This is a genomic window from Rubrobacter aplysinae, assembly GCF_001029505.1.
GTDB lineage: Bacteria > Actinomycetota > Rubrobacteria > Rubrobacterales > Rubrobacteraceae > Rubrobacter_A > Rubrobacter_A aplysinae.
On the sequence record NZ_LEKH01000009.1, the window covers coordinates 1 to 23,653 of the forward strand.

The 23,653-nt window shown below is 60.5% G+C and carries 18 protein-coding genes and 2 pseudogenes; 11 read left to right on the forward strand and 9 right to left on the reverse strand.

The genetic code is table 11. The features are described from left to right. Positions 1-181: 181 nt before the first annotated feature. From ABD53_RS10075 to ABD53_RS10090, 5 genes and pseudogenes are all read left to right on the forward strand, one after another. Positions 182-805, forward strand: coding sequence for a recombinase family protein (locus ABD53_RS10075; protein WP_084709502.1), 624 nt, complete (start codon positions 182-184; stop codon positions 803-805). Next, positions 802-1,140, forward strand: coding sequence for an ATP-dependent Clp protease adaptor ClpS (locus ABD53_RS10080; RefSeq protein WP_235401525.1), 339 nt, complete (start codon positions 802-804; stop codon positions 1,138-1,140). Before ABD53_RS10075 ends, ABD53_RS10080 begins: the two co-directional genes overlap by 4 nt. A 16-nt stretch (positions 1,141-1,156) precedes the next feature. Beyond that, positions 1,157-1,312, forward strand: a complete 156-nt coding sequence (locus ABD53_RS18005) for a Clp protease N-terminal domain-containing protein (RefSeq protein WP_407690112.1) — start codon at positions 1,157-1,159, stop codon at positions 1,310-1,312. A 123-nt stretch (positions 1,313-1,435) separates the two neighbouring features. After that, a pseudogene (locus ABD53_RS17710) lies at positions 1,436-1,828 on the forward strand (type II toxin-antitoxin system RelE/ParE family toxin). Further along, positions 1,825-2,154: a helix-turn-helix domain-containing protein gene (locus ABD53_RS10090; RefSeq protein WP_053057922.1), complete on the forward strand. Its 330-nt coding sequence runs from the start codon at positions 1,825-1,827 to the stop codon at positions 2,152-2,154. The pseudogene ABD53_RS17710 and the gene ABD53_RS10090 overlap by 4 nt, the downstream one beginning before the upstream one ends. A gap of 422 nt (positions 2,155-2,576) precedes the next feature. On the opposite strand, the gene ABD53_RS10095 is transcribed toward ABD53_RS10090, so the two are convergent. Next, positions 2,577-3,059: an anthrone oxygenase family protein gene (locus ABD53_RS10095; RefSeq protein WP_047865673.1), complete on the reverse strand. Its 483-nt coding sequence runs from the start codon at positions 3,057-3,059 to the stop codon at positions 2,577-2,579. A 314-nt stretch (positions 3,060-3,373) separates the two neighbouring features. On the opposite strand from ABD53_RS10095, the pseudogene ABD53_RS10100 reads away from it, so the two are divergent. Then, positions 3,374-3,649: pseudogene (locus ABD53_RS10100) on the forward strand (AMP-binding enzyme); the annotation flags it as partial. A gap of 150 nt (positions 3,650-3,799) precedes the next feature. Here the strand turns inward: ABD53_RS10100 and ABD53_RS10105 are convergent. Then, a complete protein-coding gene (locus ABD53_RS10105) occupies positions 3,800-5,215 on the reverse strand; it encodes an alkaline phosphatase (protein WP_084709522.1) in 1,416 nt (471 codons plus the stop codon). Between the two features lie 454 nt (positions 5,216-5,669). Here ABD53_RS10105 and ABD53_RS10110 point away from each other — a divergent pair, with 454 nt between their 5' ends. From ABD53_RS10110 to ABD53_RS10120, 3 genes are all read left to right on the forward strand, one after another. Beyond that, positions 5,670-7,712: an OPT family oligopeptide transporter gene (locus ABD53_RS10110; protein ID WP_047865675.1), complete on the forward strand. Its 2,043-nt coding sequence runs from the start codon at positions 5,670-5,672 to the stop codon at positions 7,710-7,712. Positions 7,713-8,072: 360 nt separating this feature from the next. Then, positions 8,073-9,527 carry an amidase gene (locus ABD53_RS10115; RefSeq protein ID WP_084709504.1) on the forward strand — a complete coding sequence of 485 codons (1,455 nt, stop codon included), beginning with the start codon at positions 8,073-8,075 and terminating at the stop codon, positions 9,525-9,527. 167 nt (positions 9,528-9,694) lie between these two features. Further along, on the forward strand, positions 9,695-11,053 hold the full coding sequence (locus tag ABD53_RS10120) for an amidohydrolase family protein (RefSeq protein ID WP_053057924.1): 1,359 nt from the start codon (positions 9,695-9,697) through the stop codon (positions 11,051-11,053). 18 nt (positions 11,054-11,071) lie between these two features. Here the strand turns inward: ABD53_RS10120 and ABD53_RS16000 are convergent, their stop codons facing one another. Next, the gene (locus tag ABD53_RS16000) at positions 11,072-12,184 is read right to left on the reverse strand and encodes an amidase (protein WP_053057925.1); all 1,113 of its coding nucleotides are present in this window, start codon (positions 12,182-12,184) and stop codon (positions 11,072-11,074) included. A gap of 247 nt (positions 12,185-12,431) precedes the next feature. On the opposite strand from ABD53_RS16000, the gene ABD53_RS10130 reads away from it, so the two are divergent. Further along, a complete protein-coding gene (locus ABD53_RS10130) occupies positions 12,432-13,646 on the forward strand; it encodes a hypothetical protein (protein WP_047865676.1) in 1,215 nt (404 codons plus the stop codon). Positions 13,647-14,065: 419 nt separating this feature from the next. On the opposite strand, the gene ABD53_RS10135 is transcribed toward ABD53_RS10130, so the two are convergent. The 6 genes from ABD53_RS10135 to ABD53_RS10160 all read right to left on the reverse strand — a co-directional run bounded on the left by ABD53_RS10135 (position 14,066) and on the right by ABD53_RS10160 (position 21,982). Continuing rightward, positions 14,066-15,460 (reverse strand): amidase, encoded by a 1,395-nt coding sequence (locus ABD53_RS10135; RefSeq protein WP_047865677.1) that lies wholly within the window; start codon positions 15,458-15,460, stop codon positions 14,066-14,068. A 61-nt stretch (positions 15,461-15,521) separates the two neighbouring features. Then, positions 15,522-16,697, reverse strand: a complete 1,176-nt coding sequence (locus ABD53_RS10140; protein ID WP_047865678.1) for a M20 family metallopeptidase — start codon at positions 16,695-16,697, stop codon at positions 15,522-15,524. 60 nt (positions 16,698-16,757) lie between these two features. Then, positions 16,758-18,275: a sodium:solute symporter family protein gene (locus ABD53_RS10145; RefSeq protein ID WP_047865679.1), complete on the reverse strand. Its 1,518-nt coding sequence runs from the start codon at positions 18,273-18,275 to the stop codon at positions 16,758-16,760. Positions 18,276-18,286: 11 nt separating this feature from the next. Then, positions 18,287-18,490 carry a hypothetical protein gene (locus ABD53_RS10150; protein WP_047865680.1) on the reverse strand — a complete coding sequence of 68 codons (204 nt, stop codon included), beginning with the start codon at positions 18,488-18,490 and terminating at the stop codon, positions 18,287-18,289. Between the two features lie 300 nt (positions 18,491-18,790). Then, positions 18,791-20,758, reverse strand: a complete 1,968-nt coding sequence (locus tag ABD53_RS10155; RefSeq protein WP_053057926.1) for a putative bifunctional diguanylate cyclase/phosphodiesterase — start codon at positions 20,756-20,758, stop codon at positions 18,791-18,793. Positions 20,759-20,905: 147 nt separating this feature from the next. Beyond that, on the reverse strand, positions 20,906-21,982 hold the full coding sequence (locus tag ABD53_RS10160; RefSeq protein WP_047865681.1) for a terpene synthase family protein: 1,077 nt from the start codon (positions 21,980-21,982) through the stop codon (positions 20,906-20,908). A 524-nt stretch (positions 21,983-22,506) separates the two neighbouring features. Between ABD53_RS10160 and ABD53_RS16005 the strand changes: the two genes are divergently transcribed. Then, positions 22,507-23,553, forward strand: coding sequence for an HD domain-containing phosphohydrolase (locus ABD53_RS16005; protein WP_160309672.1), 1,047 nt, complete (start codon positions 22,507-22,509; stop codon positions 23,551-23,553). Positions 23,554-23,653 lie beyond the last annotated feature (100 nt).

Sequence of the window (23,653 nt, forward strand, 5' to 3'; positions counted from 1 at the left end):
ACCAAGAAGACTCTAGTAGAGGCGATGGGCGCAGCGCTATCCGCAATTACTGCTGCAGAGGCCCTGGGCTTTTTCGAGCACGCAGGGTACCGGCAAACTGCGGTTCATCTACTGTGAAACGCGCTGTTAAAACACCGTATCTGTACTTGATGCATCTTTTAAGTTCTCGGATACTGCGGGTATGGATATTGGATACGCGCAGGTATCGACCGGCGATCAGTCTCTTGAGTTGCAGAAGGAAGCGTTAGAGAACGTCGGCGTCGAGGAACGGTACATCTACACTGACGTTACCGGAGGAGCCAACTTCGAGCGGCCCGGCCTCGAAAGAGCCAGGGATCAGCTCCGCGAAGGCGACACCCTGGTGGTCTGGAGGCTGGACCGGCTGGGGAGATCTCTCAAGGACCTGATTGAGACGGTCAACGAGCTGGCCGACCGTGGCATCGGGTTCAAGAGTCTTACGGAGGCTATAGACACGACCACCTCTGGAGGCAGGCTCGTCTTTCACATCTTCGGAGCGCTGGCTGAGTTCGAGCGGGAGATCATCCGCGAGAGGACTATGGCCGGGCTCAACACGGCTAGGGCGCGCGGTCGCTACGGAGGGCGGCCAAAGGCCATGGATGATAAGAAGGTCAGGATGGCGAAGTCCATGCTCGTCGATCAGTTCAATACTGTGGCCGACGTGTGCGAGGCGCTTGGGGTGTCCCGCTCCACGCTGTATAAGTATGTAGGTCCGGGAGGTACCGGACCGGTTCACTGGCGCGAAGATTCATCTGAGGAATCTGGAGACAAGGGAGACTCAACATGACCATGATGACCGCCACTACGGTACCTACGGTAGCGGAGCCCGAGACCTCGACCGTGACCGGCACGCGGACGATGCCACCCTACAACGTAGTGCTCTTGAATGACGACGATCACAGCGTGGACTATGTAATAAGGATGCTAGGGGATCTGTTCGGGCACTCGCGCGAAAGAGGAGTTAGGATAGCACAGGAGGTACACACCACCGGCAGAGCTATCGTTGCGACCACCGATCTGGAAGAGGCGGAGCTCAAGCGGGAGCAGATCCACGGCTACGGCCCCGATCCGATGATCGAACGTTGCAAGGGATCTATGTCTGCGGAATCCACCTCCGGCTGACCAGTGGGAACTACCCATAGGTACTCTACACCTTCTTTTGGGCCTCCTTGAAGAGCCTGAAGGAATAGCTACGTGGATGCTGTTGAGGCTACGGATAGAGCCGCTCCAGGTCCGTTGGATGGGCCTAGAAATGGTACGAGCGGGCGAATTCCAGTACAACAATACGTGGTAAACCTTCTTCCCCATTCTCAAGATGCTAGCAGAGCGTGCGCGATATGCCCCAGATACTCTTCCTTGTTTGACACCGTATACGGTATTAAGATGTTGACACCATAAAAGGTGTCAAAAGCGCGTCATGAGCAGCGACTCGGAGGAGAAGTCATGGAGGACCGTCTACTACAAGAACGCTTCGGGCAAGGTTCCAGTGAGGGAGTTCATCGAGGAGCAGGACGCGAAGACTCAGGAGCGTATTCGAGCCGATCTCGGACGGCTGCGGAGGTTTGGAACGGCTCTGGGTTTTCCGTATGTACGCAAGCTCGAAGGCAGGGAATTTTGGGAGCTCAGGACACGGGTCGGCGGTGAAGTCTAACGGACTTTTTACTTCGCTTACTCGGGGAGGAAATTCGTGCTTTTGCACGCTTTCCAGAAGAAGAGTCAGAAGACCCCGCAGAAGGAGCTGGATACTGCGGAGGCGAGGATGAAGGATTACATAGAGCGCCACAACAAGAGCCGCAGGAGGAAACAATGATCGCAGGAAACCCCCGGGACGACATAAATCCGGAAGTAGAAGAAGACGTAGAGGGGCACTTCGAGGGCCTTTACGAGCGGGACGAAGAGTTCCGTAGGGCGTGGGATTCGAGAAGGCTGCAGCGCGAGCTGGGCGACAGGCTCCTACAGCGCAGGCTCGAACTCGGGTACTCCCAGCGAGAGCTGGCCGAGAAGGTGGGGACGAGCCAGAACCGGATCTACCTCATAGAAAGCGGTGAGGCTAACCCGACCCTCGATACCCTCGGCAGGCTAGCCGAGATCCTGGATGCACGTCTGACGGTGGATCTCAACGCACCCGCCTCATGACCTCCGTCTCCGAGGGTAAGTCGCTGCTTTACACTACCGTCGGAGGCTTGGATGTGTAGCGTCCTAGAACCCGTCTATCTGGACAAGGTCAGGAACTTGGATTCGGGAAGGGAGTACGGTAATGCGAGGAGCGCCCACGGGCTATCTATGCGCCCCTCCCCTGCCTCTTCCCGCAGATCCCCGTTTTCCGCACATCGGTAGCCTCATGCTTTCCGTACCACTCTTGCAAACTTTTTCTGGTACGAGTCTCCCAACCTTATTTAGCCTACTGCGGATCCGCATTAGGAGCATGAGAGCAAAAACTCGTAACGTAAGGAGTGTCCGTTACGAGTCACGCCTAGTGGTGGCATTGACGCTCAATGTGTCCAGTTGGTAGACGGATATGGTTTCGTTCGCTCACTCGCTGCCATCTACCTACCCTCCTAGACACGGAGCGCGATGGTAAGCACGGCCGCCGCGGCGAGGCTGGCTACGACCCGCAGATGGTTCCATGCGGTCCACTTCCTCACGTACTCGTTCCAGCGATCCATAGCCTCGGCACTTTCGGGGTTCAACGCTGCGAGCCTATTATTGAGCGGGACATTGCGCGCGGCCGTTACCCCGATGGTGCCTACTAGGTAGAGTATTCCTCCTGCGAGTACCAGGGCCGCTGACTGCTCGCCCAAGGAGAGCACCGCCCACACGATCAGCACGAGGCAGGCTGCGGCCGTCCCGAACAGTGTCATCATGAAGGGAGGAGTGACGGCCAGGATGTTGATCGACTGCATAGCGGCGATCCCCTGCGCGGGCGGTAGCCGCTTGAGCGCAGGCATCACGAAGCTGGAGAAGGCGAAGAGGACCCCCGCGTTTAGCCCGCAGCCAAGTGCCGAGAGGAGTGTCAGTACAAAGAGAAAGCCATCTATCATCTGAACCTCCGGGTTAGCCGAGTGCGACAACAAAGCACGCAAGCGCCAGCAGCAGTGCCATCGGTCCCCACAAGAATCTCTCCCAGGGACTAGACGAGGCGAAGTTCGCGACCGCGCTGAGGGTCATCATGGCGACGAGTGCCCAAGTCCCCAGCGGGGGATATCGAAAGGCGGACTGGCTTCCCAATACCCGGCCCGACCGAGGATGACGAGGAAGCGGCGACCAAGAGCACCACGTACGAGACGGCACTTGCGATCCGGAGCCTTGGCGGCAGCACCCTCATGAACACCGCCCCGTCGCCCTCGAAAACGAGCTCATGGGCCATCCCTCGGTCGCCGAGGCAGCCGTCATCGCCGTCGCCCACCCGCGCTGGCAAGAGCGTCCGCTGGCCGTGACAGTGCTCAAGGAGGGCGAGAGTGCGACGGCGGAGGACCTGCTCTCCCACCTCTCGAAAACCTTCCCGAAGTGGTCGCTGCCAGACGCCGTCGAGTTCGTCGCTGAGATACCGCGCACCTCCACCGGTAAGTTCAAGAAGCTCGCCCTGCGAGAGCAGTTCGAGGGCTATGCATTGCCCGATGCCGAACGATAACAACCTCGAGAGCAGCCCAGCTCATCCAGTGTAGCTTCTGTTTATAGTGTGCTCAGCGTCGTCCACTACTCCCCTTTCTCCCCTTCCCGGAGCTTCCCGGAGATAGGCCACCTGCGATGCTAGTCATTCGACCGCTCTATACAGAACGCTCTACCGTCTTCGGCTGCCCCGGTACCGCAGAGAGACAAGAAGACCAAGGCCGCCAAGGGCTCCTGCGAAGAGCAATAACATGGCGTCAGGCACGCTTCCGAGGCCCATACCCCCGGTATCCGGCATCACGATGGCTTCGCTGGACTCACCCGTGCCCGCCCCCGAGCCCTGGAGGCCCAGGCTCGCGAGCATCGCGTCGTGGATATGCGTATTTTCGTAGACTCCCACGAGGCTCTCTCCGCCCGGACCCATAGCAGTTACGGGCACGTCCTCGGCGCTATGGTTGGCGGTGGTCCAGTCCACGAGGAACTCCGCATCGGAGTTGGCCACGGGGAAGGGTCCATCTTCGGCCGTGCGTCCCTCACCCGATTCGTTAGGATAATCCGGGTCGTCCTGGATCTCGTTCGTGTCTTCGATGGCTAGGCCGCCGGTCTCGTGATCGGCGGTAACTATTACCAGCGTGTCGGGGTGGCTCTCGGCGTAGGACTTCGCAACGCCGACAGCGCCATCAAGAGCCTGCCCGGCCTCTACCGTAAGCGGAGCATTGCTCTGGTGGGCCATCTCGTCTATGCCCTCACCCTCGACCATGAGGAAAAAGCCCTCCGGGTTCTGTGAAAGCGTGCCGATGGCTTTCTCCGTCATCTCTGGCAGCGGCACCGAAGGATCATAGGAGGCACCTTCGTCTTCCGGCCCTGCCTGGAACATCTCCTCGTTTGCGAAAAGTCCGAGAAGCTTCGAGCCAGAAGCAGACTGCAGACTCTGAGCGTCCGTGATGTACTCGTAGCCAAGCCCCTGCGCCTGCTCGACCAGGTTACCCTCTTCTCCGGCGCTCTTCTCCTCCGGGTCCGCCGCCGGCTCGTCCGGGAAAGCTCCCGCGTTCCCCTCCGGATACCAGTAGTCCTCACCACCGCCGAGGATCACGTCTGGCTTGCTCCCGGTCAGGTACTGGCGGGCGATCTCGCTTTGCTTATCCCGGTCTTCTACGTGGGCACCGAACGAGGCCGGGGTAGCATCGGTTACCTGGCTGTCGGTAACCACCCCGGTAGCCTTACCCGCGGCCCCGGCTTTTTCGAGCACGCTGGGCACCGTGTTCCCGTTCTCATCCACGCCCACGGCGCCGTTGAAGGTCTTTACCCCGGTTGCTATGGCCGTACCCCCGGCTGCGGAATCTGTAACGAATGCCTCCGGGTCGCGCGGCGTGGTCTCGGACCTTCCAGCATAGGGCATGGAGTCCATGGCCAACTGTCCTTCGGTACCGACCGTCGAGTAGCGTATGAGATCCCGATGGGATGTGCCCATCCCGTCACCCACGAACACGATGACATTTTTCGCGGTCCCGGTAGGAGTATCAGCGACATTACCGACCTCATCGGCTTCATCAGCCTGTGCGAGGCGCTCTGAAGGGCCGGTCAGCATCAATATGCAGAAAACGCAGAAAGCCAGACCGAACAGAAATCCGGTAACTCTTATAGCATGAAGCAAAACTGCTCCTCCCTTAGCAATCCCCAAATCAACCCGGCCGCCATAAGCCACTACGATAGTATGCTCTTTGAGAACACCGGGCACAAGTATAAGAGTGCCTGACGGCGCAAGCAATTCTGAAACGCTGAGGATTACCGAGGATCTAGCGTGTCAAATACAGTGGCTTCTAGCCTGCTCACAGGTCTGTGGTGGATAATCCGTGCTTGCTGCTTTAGCGGCTCTAGAGACATCCATACTCTCGTGCTAGAGGCTAACGGGGTAACAAGGTTAGGCCCAAAGATAGCGCGTCTATACTTATACTCACCATTCCTGCTCTCTGGTAATCTCCCGCATGTATTAGGAGAAAAGCAAGCTTTGCGGAAAATCTACCGGAGGGGAGGGTGAGAATATGAGCCAGGAGGAAGGCTCTAGAAGAGAGGCTCTGGAAGAGCCCTACATACCGGCCTCACAATCGTTGCCGGAGATCACGGTCAAGGCCATCGCGCTCTGCATACTGCTATCGGCGCTTCTGGCCGCGGCCAACGCCTACCTCGGACTGAAGGTTGGCCTCACCGTCTCGGCCTCTATACCGGCAGCCGTGATCTCGATGGCCGTGCTGCGCTTCTTCCGTGAGCACAACATCCTGGAGAACAACATCGTCCAGACCTCCGCCTCCGCCGGGGAGGCGCTCGCTGCAGGCGTGATCTTCACCCTGCCCGCGCTGGTCCTGCTCGGCTACTGGCAGAGCTTCGAGTTCCTGCCGGTTGCGGCCATCGCGCTGTGTGGCGGGGTACTCGGCGTAATATTCACCATCCCTTTGAGGCGGGCCCTGATCATAAACGCCCGGTTGCGCTTCCCAGAAGGTGTCGCAACCGGTGAAGTTCTCAAGTCCGGCACCGAGGGAGGCCAGGGAGCGAGAAATGTTGCCCTGGCCGGGGTGGCGGCCGCGCTGCTGAACCTGTGCCAGACGGGCTTTGGGGTAGTCTCCTCTACGGTGGCGGGCGGCTTCTCCGCCGGACGGGCCGTCTTCGGCGTCGGCAGCGGTCTCGGGGTGGCGCTACTCGGGGTCGGCTACATAGTCGGGATCAACATAGCCGTGCTCGTTTTCCTCGGCGGAGCGGTGGCCTGGCTGGTAGGGATCCCGCTCTACACCGCGTTCGCAGACCCGGCTGCCATATCCGAGCTTACGGGTGGCGCGGGGGGCTATGCCGCAGCAGAGGCTATCTGGAGCGAGCGCATCCGCTACCTCGGCGTCGGCGCCATGGCCGTCGGCGGGGTGTGGGCCCTGGTCTCCGTATTCCGCCCCGTGATCGACGGCGTCCGCTCCTCCATTGAGGCGGTACGCCGGGCTCGCCGGGGCGAGGATACCGGCCTCGCGCGCACCGACCGCGACACCCCGATAAACATCCTCCTCTACGGGACGCTCGCGCTTACCGTGCCGATCTTCCTGGTATTCTTGCTCGTCGTCGACCCCGCCGCCCTCGGCATCGGCGGTGGCTCCTACGCGTTGGTCATCATCTTCGGCGTGGTCTTCGCCTTCGTCGCCGGCTTTCTGTTCTCCTCTGTCGCCGGCTACATGGCGGGCCTCGTAGGCTCCTCGAACAACCCGATCTCCGGCGTGACCATAGCAACGGTGCTCGCGGTGTCCCTGATACTACTCGCCTTGCTCGGCGGCCAGATAGACCTCGGCGTCGACAGCTCCGAGGCAACCGCAGCGGCGGCGACAGCAATCCTGGTCGCTGGCGTGGTCTGCTGCGCCGCGGCCATAGCCGGGGACAACATGCAGGACTTGAAGGCCGGAAACATAGTCGGGGCCACGCCCTTCAAGCAGCAGATAGTGCAGATAGTCGGCGTCGTGACGGCGGCCCTGTGCATAGCCCCGATACTCGCCGTCCTGTACCAGGCCTACGGCCTCGGAGACTCGCTCCCGAGAGCTGGCATGGACCCCTCACAGGCCCTGCAGGCCCCCCAGGCCACGCTCATGGCCTCGGTCTCGCGCGGAGTGCTAGGCGGCGGGCTTCCGTGGGGGATGTTCGCGGTTGGTGCTGCGCTCGCGGCGGCGATCATAGCCGTGGACCAGACGCTTGCCCAGCGTGGGGCGAACTTCCGCACCCCGGTACTCGCCGTGGCGGTCGGGCTGTACCTCCCGCTTGAGCTGTCGGTCCCGATCTTTATCGGGGGCCTGGTCTCCTACCTGGTGGGACGCAGGCTCGCGGACCGGGGAGAGACTAGCACCTCCCGCGGCGGCATCCTGTTCGCCTCCGGACTTATAACGGGCGAGGCACTCATGGGCATCCTGCTAGCGATTCCATTCGCCGCCGCCCAGAGCGCGGAGATACTCCTCATAGCGCCTGACACCCCGGCCTTTACGCTCATCGCCAATGTGCTCGGCGTCGCCCTGTTCGCAGTCTTCGCGTTCTGGCTGTACCGCGTGGCAACGGGCAGGCGTTGAGAATTTTCCGAGTGGAAACAAAGTATCTCCGAGGTGAAGCATCTTGTGAAATAGCTTGGGTATTCTTAAGAAAGCGGACGGCAGAGGCAATGGAAATGGGAGCATGCCGTAAATTTCAGGGACAGTGATTACGTGCATGGTGCCCTGGCTAAGGGTTAACGACGCGCCGCGTTCAGGCTCCGTGCCTAATGCACTTGCCTCCCTACGGAGCGATCTACACTAATGACGCGAAACGCGAGCCACTTGCTATGGGAGATTCGGTTACGGTCAACTTGGCTGGACCACGGCCTGCCCGATTACTATTGTGTCTTTCATGCTATCCTGCCGGTCTTGGGGAGCCAAGCGAAGGAGGGTTTCGAGATGCCCGGCAACAACGAGATATGTAGTATGGAAGCCGTCGAGCTCAGGGGTCGTATACGAAACAAGGAACTCTCGCCGGTTGAGGCTGTGGAGGCGGTGCTCGACCGAATGGAGAAACTAGACCCCACTCTCCACGCCTTCTGCACGCCAACCCCTGAGAGGGCCCGCGAGCAGGCTCGACGCGTGGAGGACGAGATTCACCGGGGCGAAGATGCCGGGCCGCTCGCTGGAGTGCCCGTGGGCATAAAGGACCTCGTGGCCACGAAAGGCGTTCGTACGGTCATGAGCTCGCACGCATACAAAGACTTCATACCCGGGGAAGACGACGTCGCGGTCGAACGCCTCAAGGACGCTGGCGCGATAGTCTTGGGCAAGACCAACGTCCCGGAGTTCGGCTACAGCGGCGTGGGTCACAATCCGGTATTCGAAACTACTACCAACCCGTGGGACACGAACCTTACGCCTGGCGGATCCAGCGCCGGTTCCGGGGCCGCGGTGGCCTCTGGCATGGGACCTATAGCGGTGGGTAGCGACGGCGGCGGCTCGGTCCGTATCCCGAGCAGCTTCTGCGGACTCTACGGCATGAAGCCTTCGATGGGGCGGGTCCCCCTGTACCCTGGCTGTCGCGACCAGCAGTTCCCCGGTCTCTCCAGCTGGGAGTCCTTGGAGCACATAGGCCCGATGAGCCGCACCGTCCGTGATGGCGCGCTGATGCTTTCCGTGATGGCTGGCCCGGACGATCGGGATCGTCACAGCCTGCCCGAGCCTCACTTCGACTGGATAGAGACGCTACAGGGAGACTTACGTGGGCTGAAGGTAGCCTACAGCCCGAACCTGGGCTACGCTCCGGTCGATCCGTGCGTGCGCGAGGTGGTCGGAAAGGCCGCGAAGGTGTTCGAGGAGGATCTCGACTGTACCGTCGAGGAGGCTAACCCGGGCTTCGACGACCCTTACGATGCCTTCTGGGGGCTGGTCGCCCTGGATACGGACCTCGCGGGTATGCGCGAGATGGCCAGCGAGCTTGGAGACAGGATGTCGCCGCATCTCGTGGATTTCCTGGAGCAGGACTGGAAGGCGGAAGATCTCACGAATGCCGTGATGAAACGTAAGGCCGTCTACAACAAAATGTGGCGTTTCATGAGTGACTACGACCTGCTCCTCACCCCCACACTACCCGTACCGCCGTTCGAGACCGGCATCCAGGGGCCTGGAGTAATAGACGGGCACGAGGTCGAGCCACTCTACTGGCTCTCTCTTACCTTCCCGATCAATATGACAGGCCAGCCCGCCGCCACCGTGCCTGCGGGGTTCACCCCCGAGGGACTGCCGGTCGGGATGCAGATCGTGGGGCGGCACCTGGACGACCCGCTGGTACTGAGAGCCTCTGCCGCCTTTGAGAAGGCAAGGCCCTGGGCAGATCGCTGGCCGTCGCTGCTCGATGAGGTGAGAGCGTAGGAACCCGCGGGGCTCTCGGTAGGGGCTTGCGAATGATATCCAGCAGGCACCCGGGGTCGCCGAGTACGGTAGGAAAGGTTACCTGACACTCGTTCTCGACGGCCTGTCTGGGATGCAAAAATTCGCGGCATGGCCGGGACCCGGAGGTCCAGAGAAAGGATTTTAGTATGGCTTATGAAACGGGCTTTGGAGCAGTCCCGGAGAATCTGGGTGCGATACGGCAGGGCCGCCTCCACCATCCTGGTGACCATGTCGAGCCCTCGGGCCGCACTATTTTGAAAGGCGGTAAGGTGATCGACCCCGCAAACGGGGTCGAGGACGAGTTGGACGTCGCATTCCGGGAGTCCCGCATCGAGGAGGTTGCCGGAGAGGTGAGGCCGGGACCCGGCGACCGCGTCTACGACGTGAGGGGGCTGCAGGTGTGGCCCGGGCTCATAGACATGCACTTACACCTCGGCGACCTTTTCGAGGCGAGCTCTTCCCCAATCTTTGAATCCGTAGCCGACGGAGTTACGGTTGCCCTCTCACCAGGAGCCGGCAACTCTTTCATGTCACCGGCTTTACTAGGCGCCGAGGTAGACCGTGGCGTGCCGCTCGACATGGGTCTTTATCTCGGAGGGCCCAACGTAATGGGAAGTCGGCTCTCTGTGGATGAGCTAGTCCCCCTGTTCCAGGGTGATCTTTCTGAAGAGGTCGCTTCAGAGAAAATGACGCGCAACCCTGTTGCTTACGCGACCGCTCCCCTGACAGTGGGCCTCAAGGATCACATGGGTCACTTCATTGCAGATGACGAGACTTTGGATAGTCTATTCGAGGTCGCATCGCGCGCCGGGCTGGTCTTCATGAGTCATGCCCAAGATCCCGAGCACGGCGAGCGGCTGGTCGAGCTTTCCAATGGCCGGCCGCTACATCTTACACACTGCACCGCGGCGGGTTCGGGCAGTCATGGCGACGCTAGAGAGGGGATGCAACGCTTCATAGAGATGATGAAGCAGGACCATATCTCGGGTGATCTGATGACCGCCCACCTACGGCCGGGGCTGGGAAACCGCGAGGGCATCCTAATAGATGCCGGCGCGCAGCAGCTCGCCCACGAGGCTCTGGCGGATGGCACCGTCGAGGTGCTTATCTCCGATGGACAGTGTGACGCGACGATGAAGGGCTTTGGAGATACCCGGGACAATGTGCCCGCGCTACTGGAGCTGGTAGAGCAAGGCGTCTTATCATCTTCTCGCTCTGTAGCGACGATGACGAGCAATGTGACCAGACTGCTCGCAGACCTGACTCATCAGGAGTGGTGGACCAAAGAACTTGGCCATCTGGGCAACGGTGCGCGAGCCAATATTACCGTCGTAGACCCATTCGACAAGATGCCCACCTTCGTCTTCGTAAATGGCTCTATGGCAGCCATGGAGGGTCGGCCCATTAGAGAAGCGAGCGGCGCGGGTGGCTGGGTCACGAAGTTCGGTATTCTGGAGCGTACCGGGGTAGGCGATCTCTCCGCCTTTCGCTACGAGACCGGATAAACACGAAAGGTACTCGGTCTAGCGTACGATCGTTTCGGAGCTTGGCAGTCCCAGGGACCTCCCGACAGCGAGCAACTGGGCCTCGTTTCCCGGTCGGGCCGCTACCTGAACAGGACCGTCCTCCGTGGGCACCGCAAGGGCGGGCCAGCCGAGTTCGTTGTAGAGAGGCGTGTGCCGCAGGAGCCTCAAGCTGGTTATGAACTCATCGTGCTCAAAGTCCGAGAGTGCAGATTCGAGCAGAGGCGCGGCCCCGTCTAGCAGAGGACCTACTAGCACTTCCGCTCCCTCCACGGCCTGTAAGAACCTGCTACGCCAGGCTTCGATCGTTTGGCGCGCCTGGTCCGCGCCATCGAAGGAGAGGTCGAATTTCCAGCGTAGATCCTTGCCGTAGCGTTCCGGATCCGCTTCGTAACGCTTCCCATGAACCTCCCAGACCTGCTCTCGGAATAGGGTCCAGTGTTCCGCTGGTAAGTCCGGCACCTCTAGATCGACGCCAATACGGCTCACCCGGAGATCGGAGGGGTCGGGCAGCTCGTCTAGCCCTAGTACCTGCTGTAGATCTTCGATACCCGCAGCCAGGTAGCCTAGAGAGTCATATGACGCCGCGAGAGGGAAGATACCTCCCATCGGCGCGGCACCGTTGGTGAGCTTTAATCCGTATACACCGCAACACGCGGCCGGTATACGTACGGAGCCACTAGTATCTGTACCTACGGCTAGTCTGCAGACGCCCGCCGAAACGGCCGCGGCTGAGCCTCCGCTAGATCCTCCGGCTGTTCGAGATCTATCTCGAGGGGTGAAGATTGCCCCATAGTGTGGATTGTAGCCACTCACGCCGTAGGCGAACTCGTTCAGGTTGGTCTTGCCGAGGACTATAGCTCCCTCGGCCTCCAGAGCGTCGACTGCGGGCGCGTTGCGCTCCGGTACATGGTCGGCGAAGATCTTCGAACCGTATGTGGTCCTAAGCCCTGCAGTATCCACCAGGTCCTTTACGCCTATCAGGAGGCCGGAGAGTCGTCCGCCCCGTGGAGCTTTCGCCTGAGCTAAAACCCGGTCCCGGTCCACCTCTATGAAGGCGCCGAGATCGGGGTCCATGAGATCTAGCGCCGCCAGAGCCTCATTCTGCGACATAGCCATCCTCCCTGTTCGACTCTCTCCGACTTCTCCGCCCCACCGAGGCGCGCTCAGTCTTCTGAGTCTAAACGATTGCTTGTTCTTACGCTGTCCGCTACATTTCCCGCTAAGGTTCTCTGGGATTGTCGTCTTGGCAAGTACCACTAGGGGCCGGGCGGAGGGAGCGTCAATATTCGGTGACGCGTGATCTACGAAGGGCACTTGCCGCTTCTAAAGTGTGATCGGCGCGTGAGGGAGGGGCAAGATGAGAGGTAGAACACGGATATTTCCGGAATTTCTTGCGGTTGTAGCCGCTGGCTTCATCCTGTACGGGGTCATGCTGGCCTTGGAAGGACCGCTCGGGCGGAGTTCACCGCTCTTCTCGTTCGAGACTTGGTTGGCAAAGGCTCCAGACAATCTTCTATACCGGCTGCTCTGGCTCCTTGGCGATGTCTCTGAGGCTGAGTTTTACGCTGGTGTGTTTGGCGGCGTAGGTCTCCTGGCCTTCGCCTTTATCGCTTACCGGCTTGACCAGGCTGGCTCTAGATGGAGAGGATTCCCCATATCCTACGGTACTGGACTGTGGCCCTGGGTCCTGGCCGCCTCGTCTCTGGGGCTCATCATTTCCGTGTTTTTGTTCGGCGGTTTCCTCTCCGGTGGGTGGGTCCCGACATTCGTGCCGTTTGTCAGCGTGCCCGCCGGTGTCGTCTTCATCTATGGTAGAGGGTGGAAGAACGTTTTTACGGGCGGCATTCTGGGAGGCCTGGTCACGTTCCCCATCGCCTACCTGACCATCCAGTATCTTCTGGCACCCTTTGGGCTCCCGCCAGTGATAGGGGCCGTGACCGGTATGTGGCTCGGGGCGATCATCGTCTTCGAGCTTTGCCGCTTCCTGCCCTGGATGACCCGCGAAGATGCCCCCATCGAAGGTGATGATATCCCGGAGACGGAGGCGGGGGCGAGCGTCCAGGAATCTTCTCCGCTCAATGTCCCGGGTACAAGAGGCTGGTTCGGTCGGAGAGTGCTCGCTGAGTTCTCCGAAGCCCAGCTCTATGGCAACGAGTTAGCCTCGGCCGGCTTGATCCTGGGCACCCTCCTAACCTGGGCGCTCAACCCCCTGCACCCGGCGCTAGGGTCCGGCCTCCTTCCCGCTATCATCCTAAGCCAGGTGCTCACCGCCGCCATCGGCCTTCTGCTTTACTACGGCGGATGGCAGAGCAACGAGTGGTACCCGACGTTCGTGCCCGTTGTGAGCGTGGCCCCCGCAGCGGTCTTGACTTACGGTGGAAGTATGCAAAGCATAATCGCCGGCGCCGTGCTTGGAGCTATCGCCGGACCTCCGGTAGCGCAAGCCATCATAAAGCGGTTACCCGATCACTGGCACCTCTTCATTGGTAACACGTTCTCGATGGCAATCTGCACGCTAATCATAATCCCGATACTCGGGCTCCTGCCAGGGTTCGAAGTAGTGTCAGCTTAACTGACGCCGGAATAGCGCATGGGAGTCTATGCTTGCCAATGTCAAAACCGGGTTGTTATAGGACGCGTCGTCTCGTAGGCTTGGATGGCCTGCAACACGAGCGCATCGGCATACCTGGTTCCTGCAATCTGTAGCCCCATCGGGAGCCTGTCCAAGAATCCGCAGAGTACGGTGGCTGTCGGCTAATGGCTCAGGTTGAGTGGGTATGAGAACGGGGTCCACTTTGTCCAGCGTTCTCCTGCTTCTTCTGGGCCGGGCGACTCGACACCGGTATCGAACGCCAGGAGCAGGACAGTGGGGATTAGCAAGAGGTCGTAGTAGCGCGGGAGGAATCGCCCTCAGGACCGTGAGTTCTCCGCGGCGCTCGCCTGCATTCAGATACTCCAGGACGGAGCAGTTCTCGTCTTGACCCGCGATTTCTATCTACCTCGTTCGCCTAAGGCGTGCTCAAAAACTCTTGCCAGCTGGAGAACGCCCAGCTCGTTCTTGTACCTTCCTACTATCTGCAAGCCCACGGGCAATCCCTCGAGCGTAAAGCCACAGGGAACCGAGATCGCGGGTAACCCGGTAACCGTGATGTAGTAACAGGAACGCATCCAGTCTATATACGTTTCTAGCTCCACGCCGTTTATCTCGGTAACGTAGCGTTGTTCTATGTCGAAAGGCGGGACCTGTGTGGTAGGCAGGATGAGGAATTCGTATTTCTCCATGAACTCGCGCGCCTTGTGGTAGAGGCTCCCGCGCAAGCGCTCGGCTTCTCCCACCTGACGCCCACTGAGTCGACGGCCTTCCTCTATGTTCCAGACGACGGTATCCTTGAGCGCCTCCCGATTACCATCGAGCAGATGTCCGTACGAGAGCTCGAATTGCCAGGCTCTCCAGACCTTGAACACCTCATCTGCGCCGGAGAGGTCTGGCTCGGCCTCCTCGACAACGCACCCGATACTCTCGAAGACCCCGCGCTTGGACTCAAAGCTATCCGTCACCCGGGAGTCGAACGGCAAACCTCCAAGATTCCTGCTCCACGCTATACGCGTGCCGCCAAAGTCGCGTTCGAGCAGGCTTCCAGAGCCTTTAACGGTCTCGCTGATGGATAGTGGCGCGCGGATGTCCGGACCCGAGATGGCTTCCAGAACCAGCGCCACGTCTCCGACGGTACGGCCCATCGGGCCGTCAACCGAGAGCGGCGACCAGGGGGCATCCGAGGGCCAGGTGGGCACCGTACCTGGTGACGGTCGCAAGCCGACCACGTTACAGAAGGCGGCGGGGTTCCGGAGCGAGCCGCCCATGTCGCTACCGTCGGCGAGCGGGATCATGTCACAGGCGAGGGCGGCCGCCGCCCCGCCACTCGACCCGCCGCACGTTTTGGAGAGGTCGTATGGGTTCCTGGTCTCACCAAAAACTTCGTTGAAGGTCTGCGAGCCCGCGCCGAACTCGGGGGTGTTGGTCTTGCCGATGGTAATGGCCCCCGCCCCTCTCATCCTCTGTACTATGAGGGCGTCCTCTTCCGGAACGAAGTCCTTGAAGACCTGCGAGCCGTAGGTGGTCCGGATCCCCCTGGTAGGGAATAGATCCTTGTGGGCCACCGGCAGCCCGTGGAGCGGACCAACGTCTTCGCCCCGGCCAAGCGCCTCGTCCGCAGCCCGAGCATCACTCATGGCCCGCTCGGGGACCAGGGTGACTATGGCGTTGACCCGGGGGTTGAGCCGCTCTATGCGTTCCAAGTACGCCCCCATGACCTCGACCGCGGAAAGCTCTCGGCTCCGTAGACGGTGGGCCAACTCCACGGCGGTAAGGGGGCATATCTCGGACACCCGCCCGGCATCCTTTTCTCCCGTAACACTGGGGATGCTGGATCCCGGCTCCCTAGACGGCTTAGACAACCCCCAAATACTCCTCGGCGAGCGCGACGTAGAACCGGATACCCTCCAGATACTTCTCCACGTCTATCCACTCGTCGGGCTGATGGGCCATGCCGGGCTCGCCCGGGCCGTAGATCAGCGTCGGTAAACCTAGTTGGGGGACGTAGACAGAGGCATCCGTGTAGTATTTGGCGCCCTCTGGGGTGAGATGCTGACCGAGACGCCTCTTTGCGGTATCCAGACACAGTCCTATAAAAGGATCGTCTTCGGGAGTGGACACCGGGGCCATGTCGTTAACCACCCTGACCTCGTAAGAAGCCCCCGTACTGCTACATACCTCCGCAAGCGCCCGTTCGATCTCCGAGAGCACCTCTTCGTGGCTCTGGCCCGGCACCGTACGGAGGTCCAGGGTCGCGCTACACCCGTCGGCGACCACGTTGGCCTTGACGCCGCCCTCTATGGTCCCGACGTTGATGGTCGGTCCTCCGAGTAGCGGATGCTCCTCGTGGCTGAAGGAGTGGCCCTCCAGCCAGTTGAGAAAGTGCCTCATCTTATCAATGGCGTTGACGCCGTTCTCCGGCATCGAGCCGTGGGCCGTCCTACCGGAGATCGAGACCTCCACCCACAGCGTCCCCTTGTGGGCGACGAAGGCGCCGTTTGCGCTGGGCTCGCCCACGACTAGCGCCGTGGCGTCGTCCATCTGACCCTTTTTCACCACCTCATGGGCGCCGAGGCCGTCCACCTCCTCGCCGACGGTGCCGACGAACCGCAGCTCCCCCCCGAGCCGGGTGCCGGAACGCCGCAGATATTCGAGGGCGAGCACCATGGCCGCGACGCCGCCTTTCATATCCGTGGTGCCGCGGCCGTACATCCTACCCTTGGCAGACTCTCCGCCAAGAGGCTCGTGCTCCCAGCTAGCGTTCCCTAAAGGCACGGTGTCGAAGTGTCCGCTGTATACGAGTACCCGGCCCTCTATGGAGGCCTCACCGGGAAGACTGGCCAGTAGGTTCGTGCGACCTTTCTGCACTTCATGCATCTCGGCGGTCACCCCGGCCGCCGCGAGACGCTCCTCGATCTTCTCGGCTACCGCGTGCTCGTCGCCTGGCGGGTTGATGCTCTCTGTCTGGACCAGCGACTGGAGAAACGAGACTGCTTCATCTCTATCAAGTATGTCGAATACTCTTTGCAATTACGGTAGCCCCCTTCACGATATTAGCGGCAATTAGCGGCAGCCAGGTGGCTCTGGATTCTAGAGCTTCGCCGTGTCCGGTGTCTGCTTCTCCAGATATTCCTGATCGTCGCTGGCATCCACGTATTCGTCCACGGTAACTTTATCCTGGGGCGACGTAAGATACGTCAGGGCGATCACGACCACGATATTCGCCAACAGCCCCATGATGCCCGCGTTGATCTCGAACGGGGCGGCCACGCCGGAGAATTGGAAGAAGTAGTTGATGGCTACCCCCACCGCCAGTCCGGTGGCGATCGCCACGGGGGTGGCGCGCCGCCAGTAGAGGGCGCTGTAGACGCCCGGAGCGAACTGCACTATAGAGCCGTAGGCCCCGAGCAGGAGAGCTATGAGCCCCTGACCGCCGAAGATGGTCACGAGATAGGCCAGTGCTCCTATGAACACGACCAGCAGCCGCATCGTCCTGAGCGTAGCCCTTTCGGACATGTTGGGCCTGGTGGTTTTGACGACGCCGTCGTGGAACTCCAGGGCCGCGCTGTGGGTAATGGCGTCGGCCGAGGACATGGCGGCGGCGAGCGCCCCCGCCCCGACCAGCCCGTAGAGCCATCCCGGAAGCTCTAGCACGGTCGTGATCAGGTACGGGAGCACGTTGTCCGGGTTACCGTCGAGCTGGGCGTTCGTGACTACCCCGACGGCCGCGAAACCCACGAGCAGGAGCGGCACGACGAACAGGGCGAAGATCGGGTATGCGAGGACCGTCTTCTTTGCGGTCTTCGCGTCTGTCGCGTAGGACTTTGAGAACAGGTGGGGCCACATGATAAGCCCTACGCCGGAGACCAGGATGATCGTCGTGTACGCCACGGGGGACATCGTGGACCCCTCCGCGCCGAGCAGCAGGAAGTCTGGCTTCTCTCGGGCGACGCTGGCGAACATCTCCCCGACCCCGCCGTGGAGCTGGTAGACGATGGTAAGCCCAACCGTCCAGGCTATTACGATCATGAGCACGCCCTGGAACACGTCCGACCACGCCGCCGCCCTCAGCCCTCCGGTCGCCACGTACAGCACCACTATGCCGTAAGCGGCGAGGGCGCCGAGCCATATCGGCACTCTGTCTTCGGTCATGACGTTGAAGATGATCGCCATCCCGGTCATCTGGGTGGCCAGATACTGGATGAACGCGAGCAGGGCGATGACCCCGATCAGCATGGAAAGCGCCTTCAACCGGTATCTTCCGTAGAAGAACCCGGTAAGAGAGTACAGGCCGTGCTTGCGGCCTATGGCCCCTATCTTCGGTGCCAGGATATACCAGGGGATGATGGCGAAGGCGGTGTAGGTCAGTATATAGAGCGCCGGAGCCCCCATCGAATACGACCAGCCGGGCGCCCCGAGAAAAGAGAAGGCGCTGAAGATAGCGCCCCCCATCAAGAACCACATAACAATGAGGCCGAGCCCCCGGCCCGCGGTGGTGAACTCGCTGACCGAGGCCCTGCTGTGCCCCCTGCCAGCAAGAAGACCTACGGCCATGGCAATTACCAGGTAGATGACCATTATGATGAGAGCTATCTGCCAGTTGGGCATGGCTGGTCCTCCTACCTATCCGGGTCCATAAGGTACATGAGCAAGAGTAACGAGAAGACGACGAGTATCCACAGCACGACCCAGAAGAAGACGAACGGCAGACCGAAAACAAAGGGCTCGACCCTGTTTGCAAGCGAGAAAATCGGAAAAATGGTCGGCAAAAAAGCTAGCACCATGACAACTATAAAGATCGTCTGGAACCTTCTACGGCTCATCTGCACCTCCCCATTGGCCTGTAACCTCTCTGTGTCTCTACGTGCCTCTACCCGCTAGGAAAGATCCGGGATCTTTCCTAGCCCTAGCCAGGGCACGAAACTCGACTAAAGTTAGCGGCGGCAACTCTCCCCATTCGTCCAAGCTAACACTAAGGTATATAAGCTATCAAGCGTGATCTGGTATTTTCTATCAGCCCTTGGCGACCATTATCTCGCCCTCTTCGAGGCTCTCCGCCCCCCCCCGGCCTACCATCGCCTTTGCTATGGCTCAGACTTGGATCTACCGGGCACTAGCATTCCTTACCAGGTAGGCTCGGCGGCGAGGATGGCTTCTGCTCCTTTGGTGTTCACCGGAGGGGAGAAGCGGGCGCCCTGGACGTAGTCAAACTCCATCTCGGACAGGAGCCGTAACTGCCCCGGAGTATCCACTCCCTCCGCGAGTACCTCCAGCCCCAGCTCGTGGGCCACGGTGAGCACGGTACGGGCGAATTCCACCGATTTTCCGGCTTCGGGGCGTATGTCGTTCACGAAAGAGCGATCTATCTTCAAGATGTCTATCGGCATCCGGTGCAAGAAGTCTAGAGAGGTTCTGCCGGTCCCGAAGTTTCCTACGATCAGCAGTACCCCGAGCAACTTGAGGCGTTCGAGGACTTGCATTGCTAGCTCGGACTCTTCGACGGCTACCTTCTCTGACACTTCGATCATCAGCGCGTGTGCGGGGAGACCGCTCCTTTCCAGTATGCCTGCGACCTCTTCAGGAAGGCTTTGGCGCAAGAAGGTGCCGGCAGGGAGCTTGAGGCTAACCTTCGGCGGAAAGTGGTTAGAGAAGCGCCCCCGCCACGAGAGTGCCCGCCGGCACGCCTTCTCTAGCGTGAGCAGATCCAGCTCCTGGATGAGCCCGTTGCGCTGTGCCATAGTCGCGAACTCTCCAGGGGGTAGTAAGCCTCGCTCGGGATGGTCCCACCATGCAGCGGCTTCAAAACCTACCACTCCGCCGGTCGCGAGCCACACGATTGGCTGATAGTGCAGGCTTAACTCGTCTCTCGCGACCGCTTTCCTGAGATCCGTCTCCATCCTGAGCATGGAGACTGGTCTCGCGCGCATCGAGGGCTCGAAGATGGCCGGGCGTCCCTCTCCGGCTTCCTTTGAGCGGAACATCGCCGTGTCGGCGTCTCTCAATATCTCCTCGACGGTCCGGTATCCGGAGCAATCCGGGAGAATGCCGATGGAGGGTGTCGTATACAGCTCGTGTCCGTGGAGCATTACGGGCTTTTTGAAAGCCTTCTGTATGCGCTCGACCACGATGTCCGCCACCTGGTGACTTACCTCCCCAGCTCTGTCTACGGTTTCCGTGACGCCCAGGACCAGAACGAACTCGTCGCCCCCGAGGCGGGCCACCATATCTTCGCTTCCGGGACGCACGCAGGCCAACAGTCGCTGCGCCACCACCTCCAAAAGCTCATCCCCTATGTGGTGGCCCAGGGAGTCGTTGACGTTCTTGAACCGGTCCAGATCCAGGAAGATCACGGCAAAGGATCTGGCGGCGTCGCTTGTGGCATTCGGGTGGTGCTTGGAGAGCCGGTGCTCCAACAGCGCCCGGTTTGGTAGACCTGTTAGAGGATCGTGGGTAGCATCGTAGCGCGCCTGTTCCTCGGCGCGGCGGGTTTGCTGCAAAGCGCCCATTAGACGAACGCGAAATTGCCAGAGCAGGAGCAACACTATCGCCGCAGCGGCCATCAGCGTCGAGGCGCCAAATACGAACTCAAAAGCTGAGATCTCTGCCCCGGATGATCTGGCCGCTAGTACCGGGCCCGCCACTACGACTACTACCACCGACACCCACGCCGCGACCATTAGCAGCTTGAAGATGCGCTCTCTAGCATAGGGGATGGCGAGCGCTGCAGCGACCAGCGAGGTGATGGCCGAGGTGGGGAGCAAGGCTGGCTGCAAGGGGACAAGCGCCAAGGAGGCACAGAGTATGGCTGCACAGACCAGGACGATCGCACTCTGTCGATTGTCCTGGCTCACTTGGCCTTTCGCCACCGTAGCTACCAAGGAGAATGCGAGGATCACGGCGCCGCTCAAACCAACCGTGAGATCACCCGTGTACAAGAACACCGCCGCGCAGAACAGTACGAAGGCCACGGAGAATAACTGCAGTGCCCCGAGAACTTGCCAGAGCTGGATGAGCTGTACCTCTGGGTGATCCGCCGGAGCGGTCCCCAGGTCGCCGCCTTCATTACTATTCCCCTCTGCCCAGCCGGCCATTCGCTCCCCGATCTACAGTGCTCTGCGATATGTGAGACGTCCCGGACGACGCCACGTTATCGCCCTGATCCACCTGATTAGCACCCGGCTTACCTCCCAAATCCAGTTTGAGAGCCTGGTTTGAGAGAACTAACCAAGAACCAACGGCTAGTCTCTGCGTACAATAGCCTCCCGGTAGCGTGCGGCACAAGCCTCATGCCAAATGATTACGCCACCTACCCGGTTACGGAGCATACGCTCATACCATTCAGCGGCGCTTCCCCACGAACCTTCCATCGAGCGGACCTCGGCTCCGAGCTCGACAAAGGTCTCGATCTCTTCGAGGATCATCCGCTCGGCTACATCTACCGCCTCGGGCAGCGAGGTGCAGGTGGTCTCCGGGTCTTGCTGGAGGACGATAACGAGGTTGTGGACCTCGCCGCTGGCAAGCTCCTTGTTCAAGGACACCATGTCATTGTGCCAGCAACAGATGTTGTGGGATGCCGCGCTCAGGCGCCTGACGCTCGGCTGTTCGAGAAGCCTTTTTGGCAATCGGACTCCATCCAATGCAGCGAGCACGAAAGTCAAGATGTCTAGCCCCCCGGTTACCGAGCGCATCTCTATGTACTCCGAAAGAGCCGGGCACTCCCCGCGGCGCTGGTAGGAGGTCTCCCTGATGCTGGCGAAGAAGAACTCCCGCATGACCGCCACCAGCCGCCGGTCTACTGGGTTTGCTATCCTCTCCTGGCGGCCGCGGGTCCGCAAACGCTCCAACAGATCCGCTAGCGCGCCGTAGAGACCTTCTCCCCCATCTGGATCATTGGCGCGGATAGCAGCGGGATTAGTAGACTCAGTCACCGGTAAAGAGCTCTGCCGCATCAGGCGCAGATATGCCCGGTCTAGCTCGGCCAGTCGCTCCCACTGTACCGGATTATCCGTGGAATCCCACCGGTCGTCGCGCAGCAGCAACCAGGCGCACCAGTCTGCCACTAACCGCGCGTCCCCTGGACCCGAGGCCTCCGGGTGCAACAGGCTCACTAGAGCTCCTATGTCCATGGCCGAAAAGCGACGCCGCTCGAGCTCGGAGTGAAACACGCCGTGCTCGTCAGCCCACTGCATGTGCCTTTTCTGAACCAGCTCTGCGTACGGCCCGGAACGCACCGGGAACGGGACCCCGATCTGCGGAACCTCAACGGGGCCGTACCCCCTCTGCTCGTGCCGCTGGACGCCTCTGTACTCCTGCATGGCCTTACCTACCTTTCTGACCACCGGCGCCTCACTGGACCCAATCGTTGGTTAACTGGAAGCCAAGGCGAGCCAGAGGTGCCTGTGGTCATCGAGTTGACATCGACGATACGAGTATGTACCAGTGTGGGCTGGTGTCTACGGGTACACTAGGGCCACGGCTATGTAGGCTCGGGTGATACGAGCTCGTCTGGTTACACTGATACTCTTCGTGCCGAAGACCTGTGCAGGCGGGCTTTTCTCGTTAAGACACTCCTACCAGGTACTAAAGCGCAGGTCCGTAAGCTCCGAAAGAACCGATGAAGAACCGATAACGAATAGATAAAGCCCCCAACCGCATCTCGTGAGTCCATGACCTTGTAACTACTATGACCCCAGAGAGTGGTCTTGAAAGATATAACCTGATATACGTCGTTGTGATCGCTTTTTAGCTATTTAGCTAGTCCAGTTGAGGAGTGTGAGGGCTTCTGAGTATGGAGGAAGTGGGGCGCACATCCGCCAATAACCTGGGTCGCCTCGGAGATTTGGCGTCCAATAGATCCGCCTCGCCGGTAGAGAGCACCTTGCAGATAGCCAGGGAACAGCTCGGGATGGACGTCTCCTTCGTCTCCGAATTCGACGGAGACTGGCTCGCCTTCCGGGACTCAAAAGGTGATATGGATTCATTCGCAGGCGCTGGTACCGCAGGGGGTATGCCTCTCGAGGCGGCGTACTGCAAGCGTACCGCCCGCTCGGAGAGCCCCTACCTCATAACCAACGCGAAGACGGACGAGGTCGCCCGGGAGATGCCCGTAACCTGGGAGGCCGACGTAGGCTCTTACGTTGGCGTGCCCATAGTGTTCTCGGACGGAGAGGTGCACGGCACCTTCTGCACTATGAGCCACTCTCCGGCCCCCTCCATAAGGGACCGCGACATAGAGTTCATGAAGGTCCTGGCCCGCATAGCCGCAGAGCAGCTTGAGAGAGAGGCGATACAGGCCGAGAGAAAGCGCCTGGCCGCCGAGTCCTCGGGGCTCAGGGCCCTTGTCGCCGCCCTCAACGCCCGGGACGGCTACACCGCAGAGCACTCCGAAACCGTCGTGGAGCTCGCCTCGCAGGTCGCCGAACAGATGGGCCTCTCGCAGGCTGAGACAAGCGAAGTGCGCCAGGCGGCCCTGTTGCACGATGTCGGGAAGATAGCCGTACCCGATGAGATCCTGAGAAAGCCCGGCAAGCTCGATGAGCACGAGTGGGCGATAATGCGCCAGCATCCCGATACCGCAGAGAAGATCGTCTCCTCCATCCCCGAGCTGTCTCACCTGGCACCCGTGGTGAGGGCCGACCACGAGCGGTGGGATGGCACCGGCTACCCGCGGGGCCTCAGGGGAGAAGAGATCCCGCTGGCTAGCAGAATAGTCTTCGCCTGCGACACATGGGACGCCATGAGCACGAACCGTCCGTACCGCAAAGCTCTGGGTATCCGGGAGAGATTCGAGGAGCTGGAGAACGCCTCGGGTGGACAGCTCGACCCCGACGTAGTCACGGCTCTGAAGCCGGTACTAGCGGAGTACGGCTTCCTCGATCCAGAGTAGTCCTTTGAGCTTCGAGACAGCTCTTTGACTATTTTTGAACCATAGTCGTTTGAAGCATACCCGGGGAAACACTGAATCAGCTCTTCAATCAAGCGGGCAG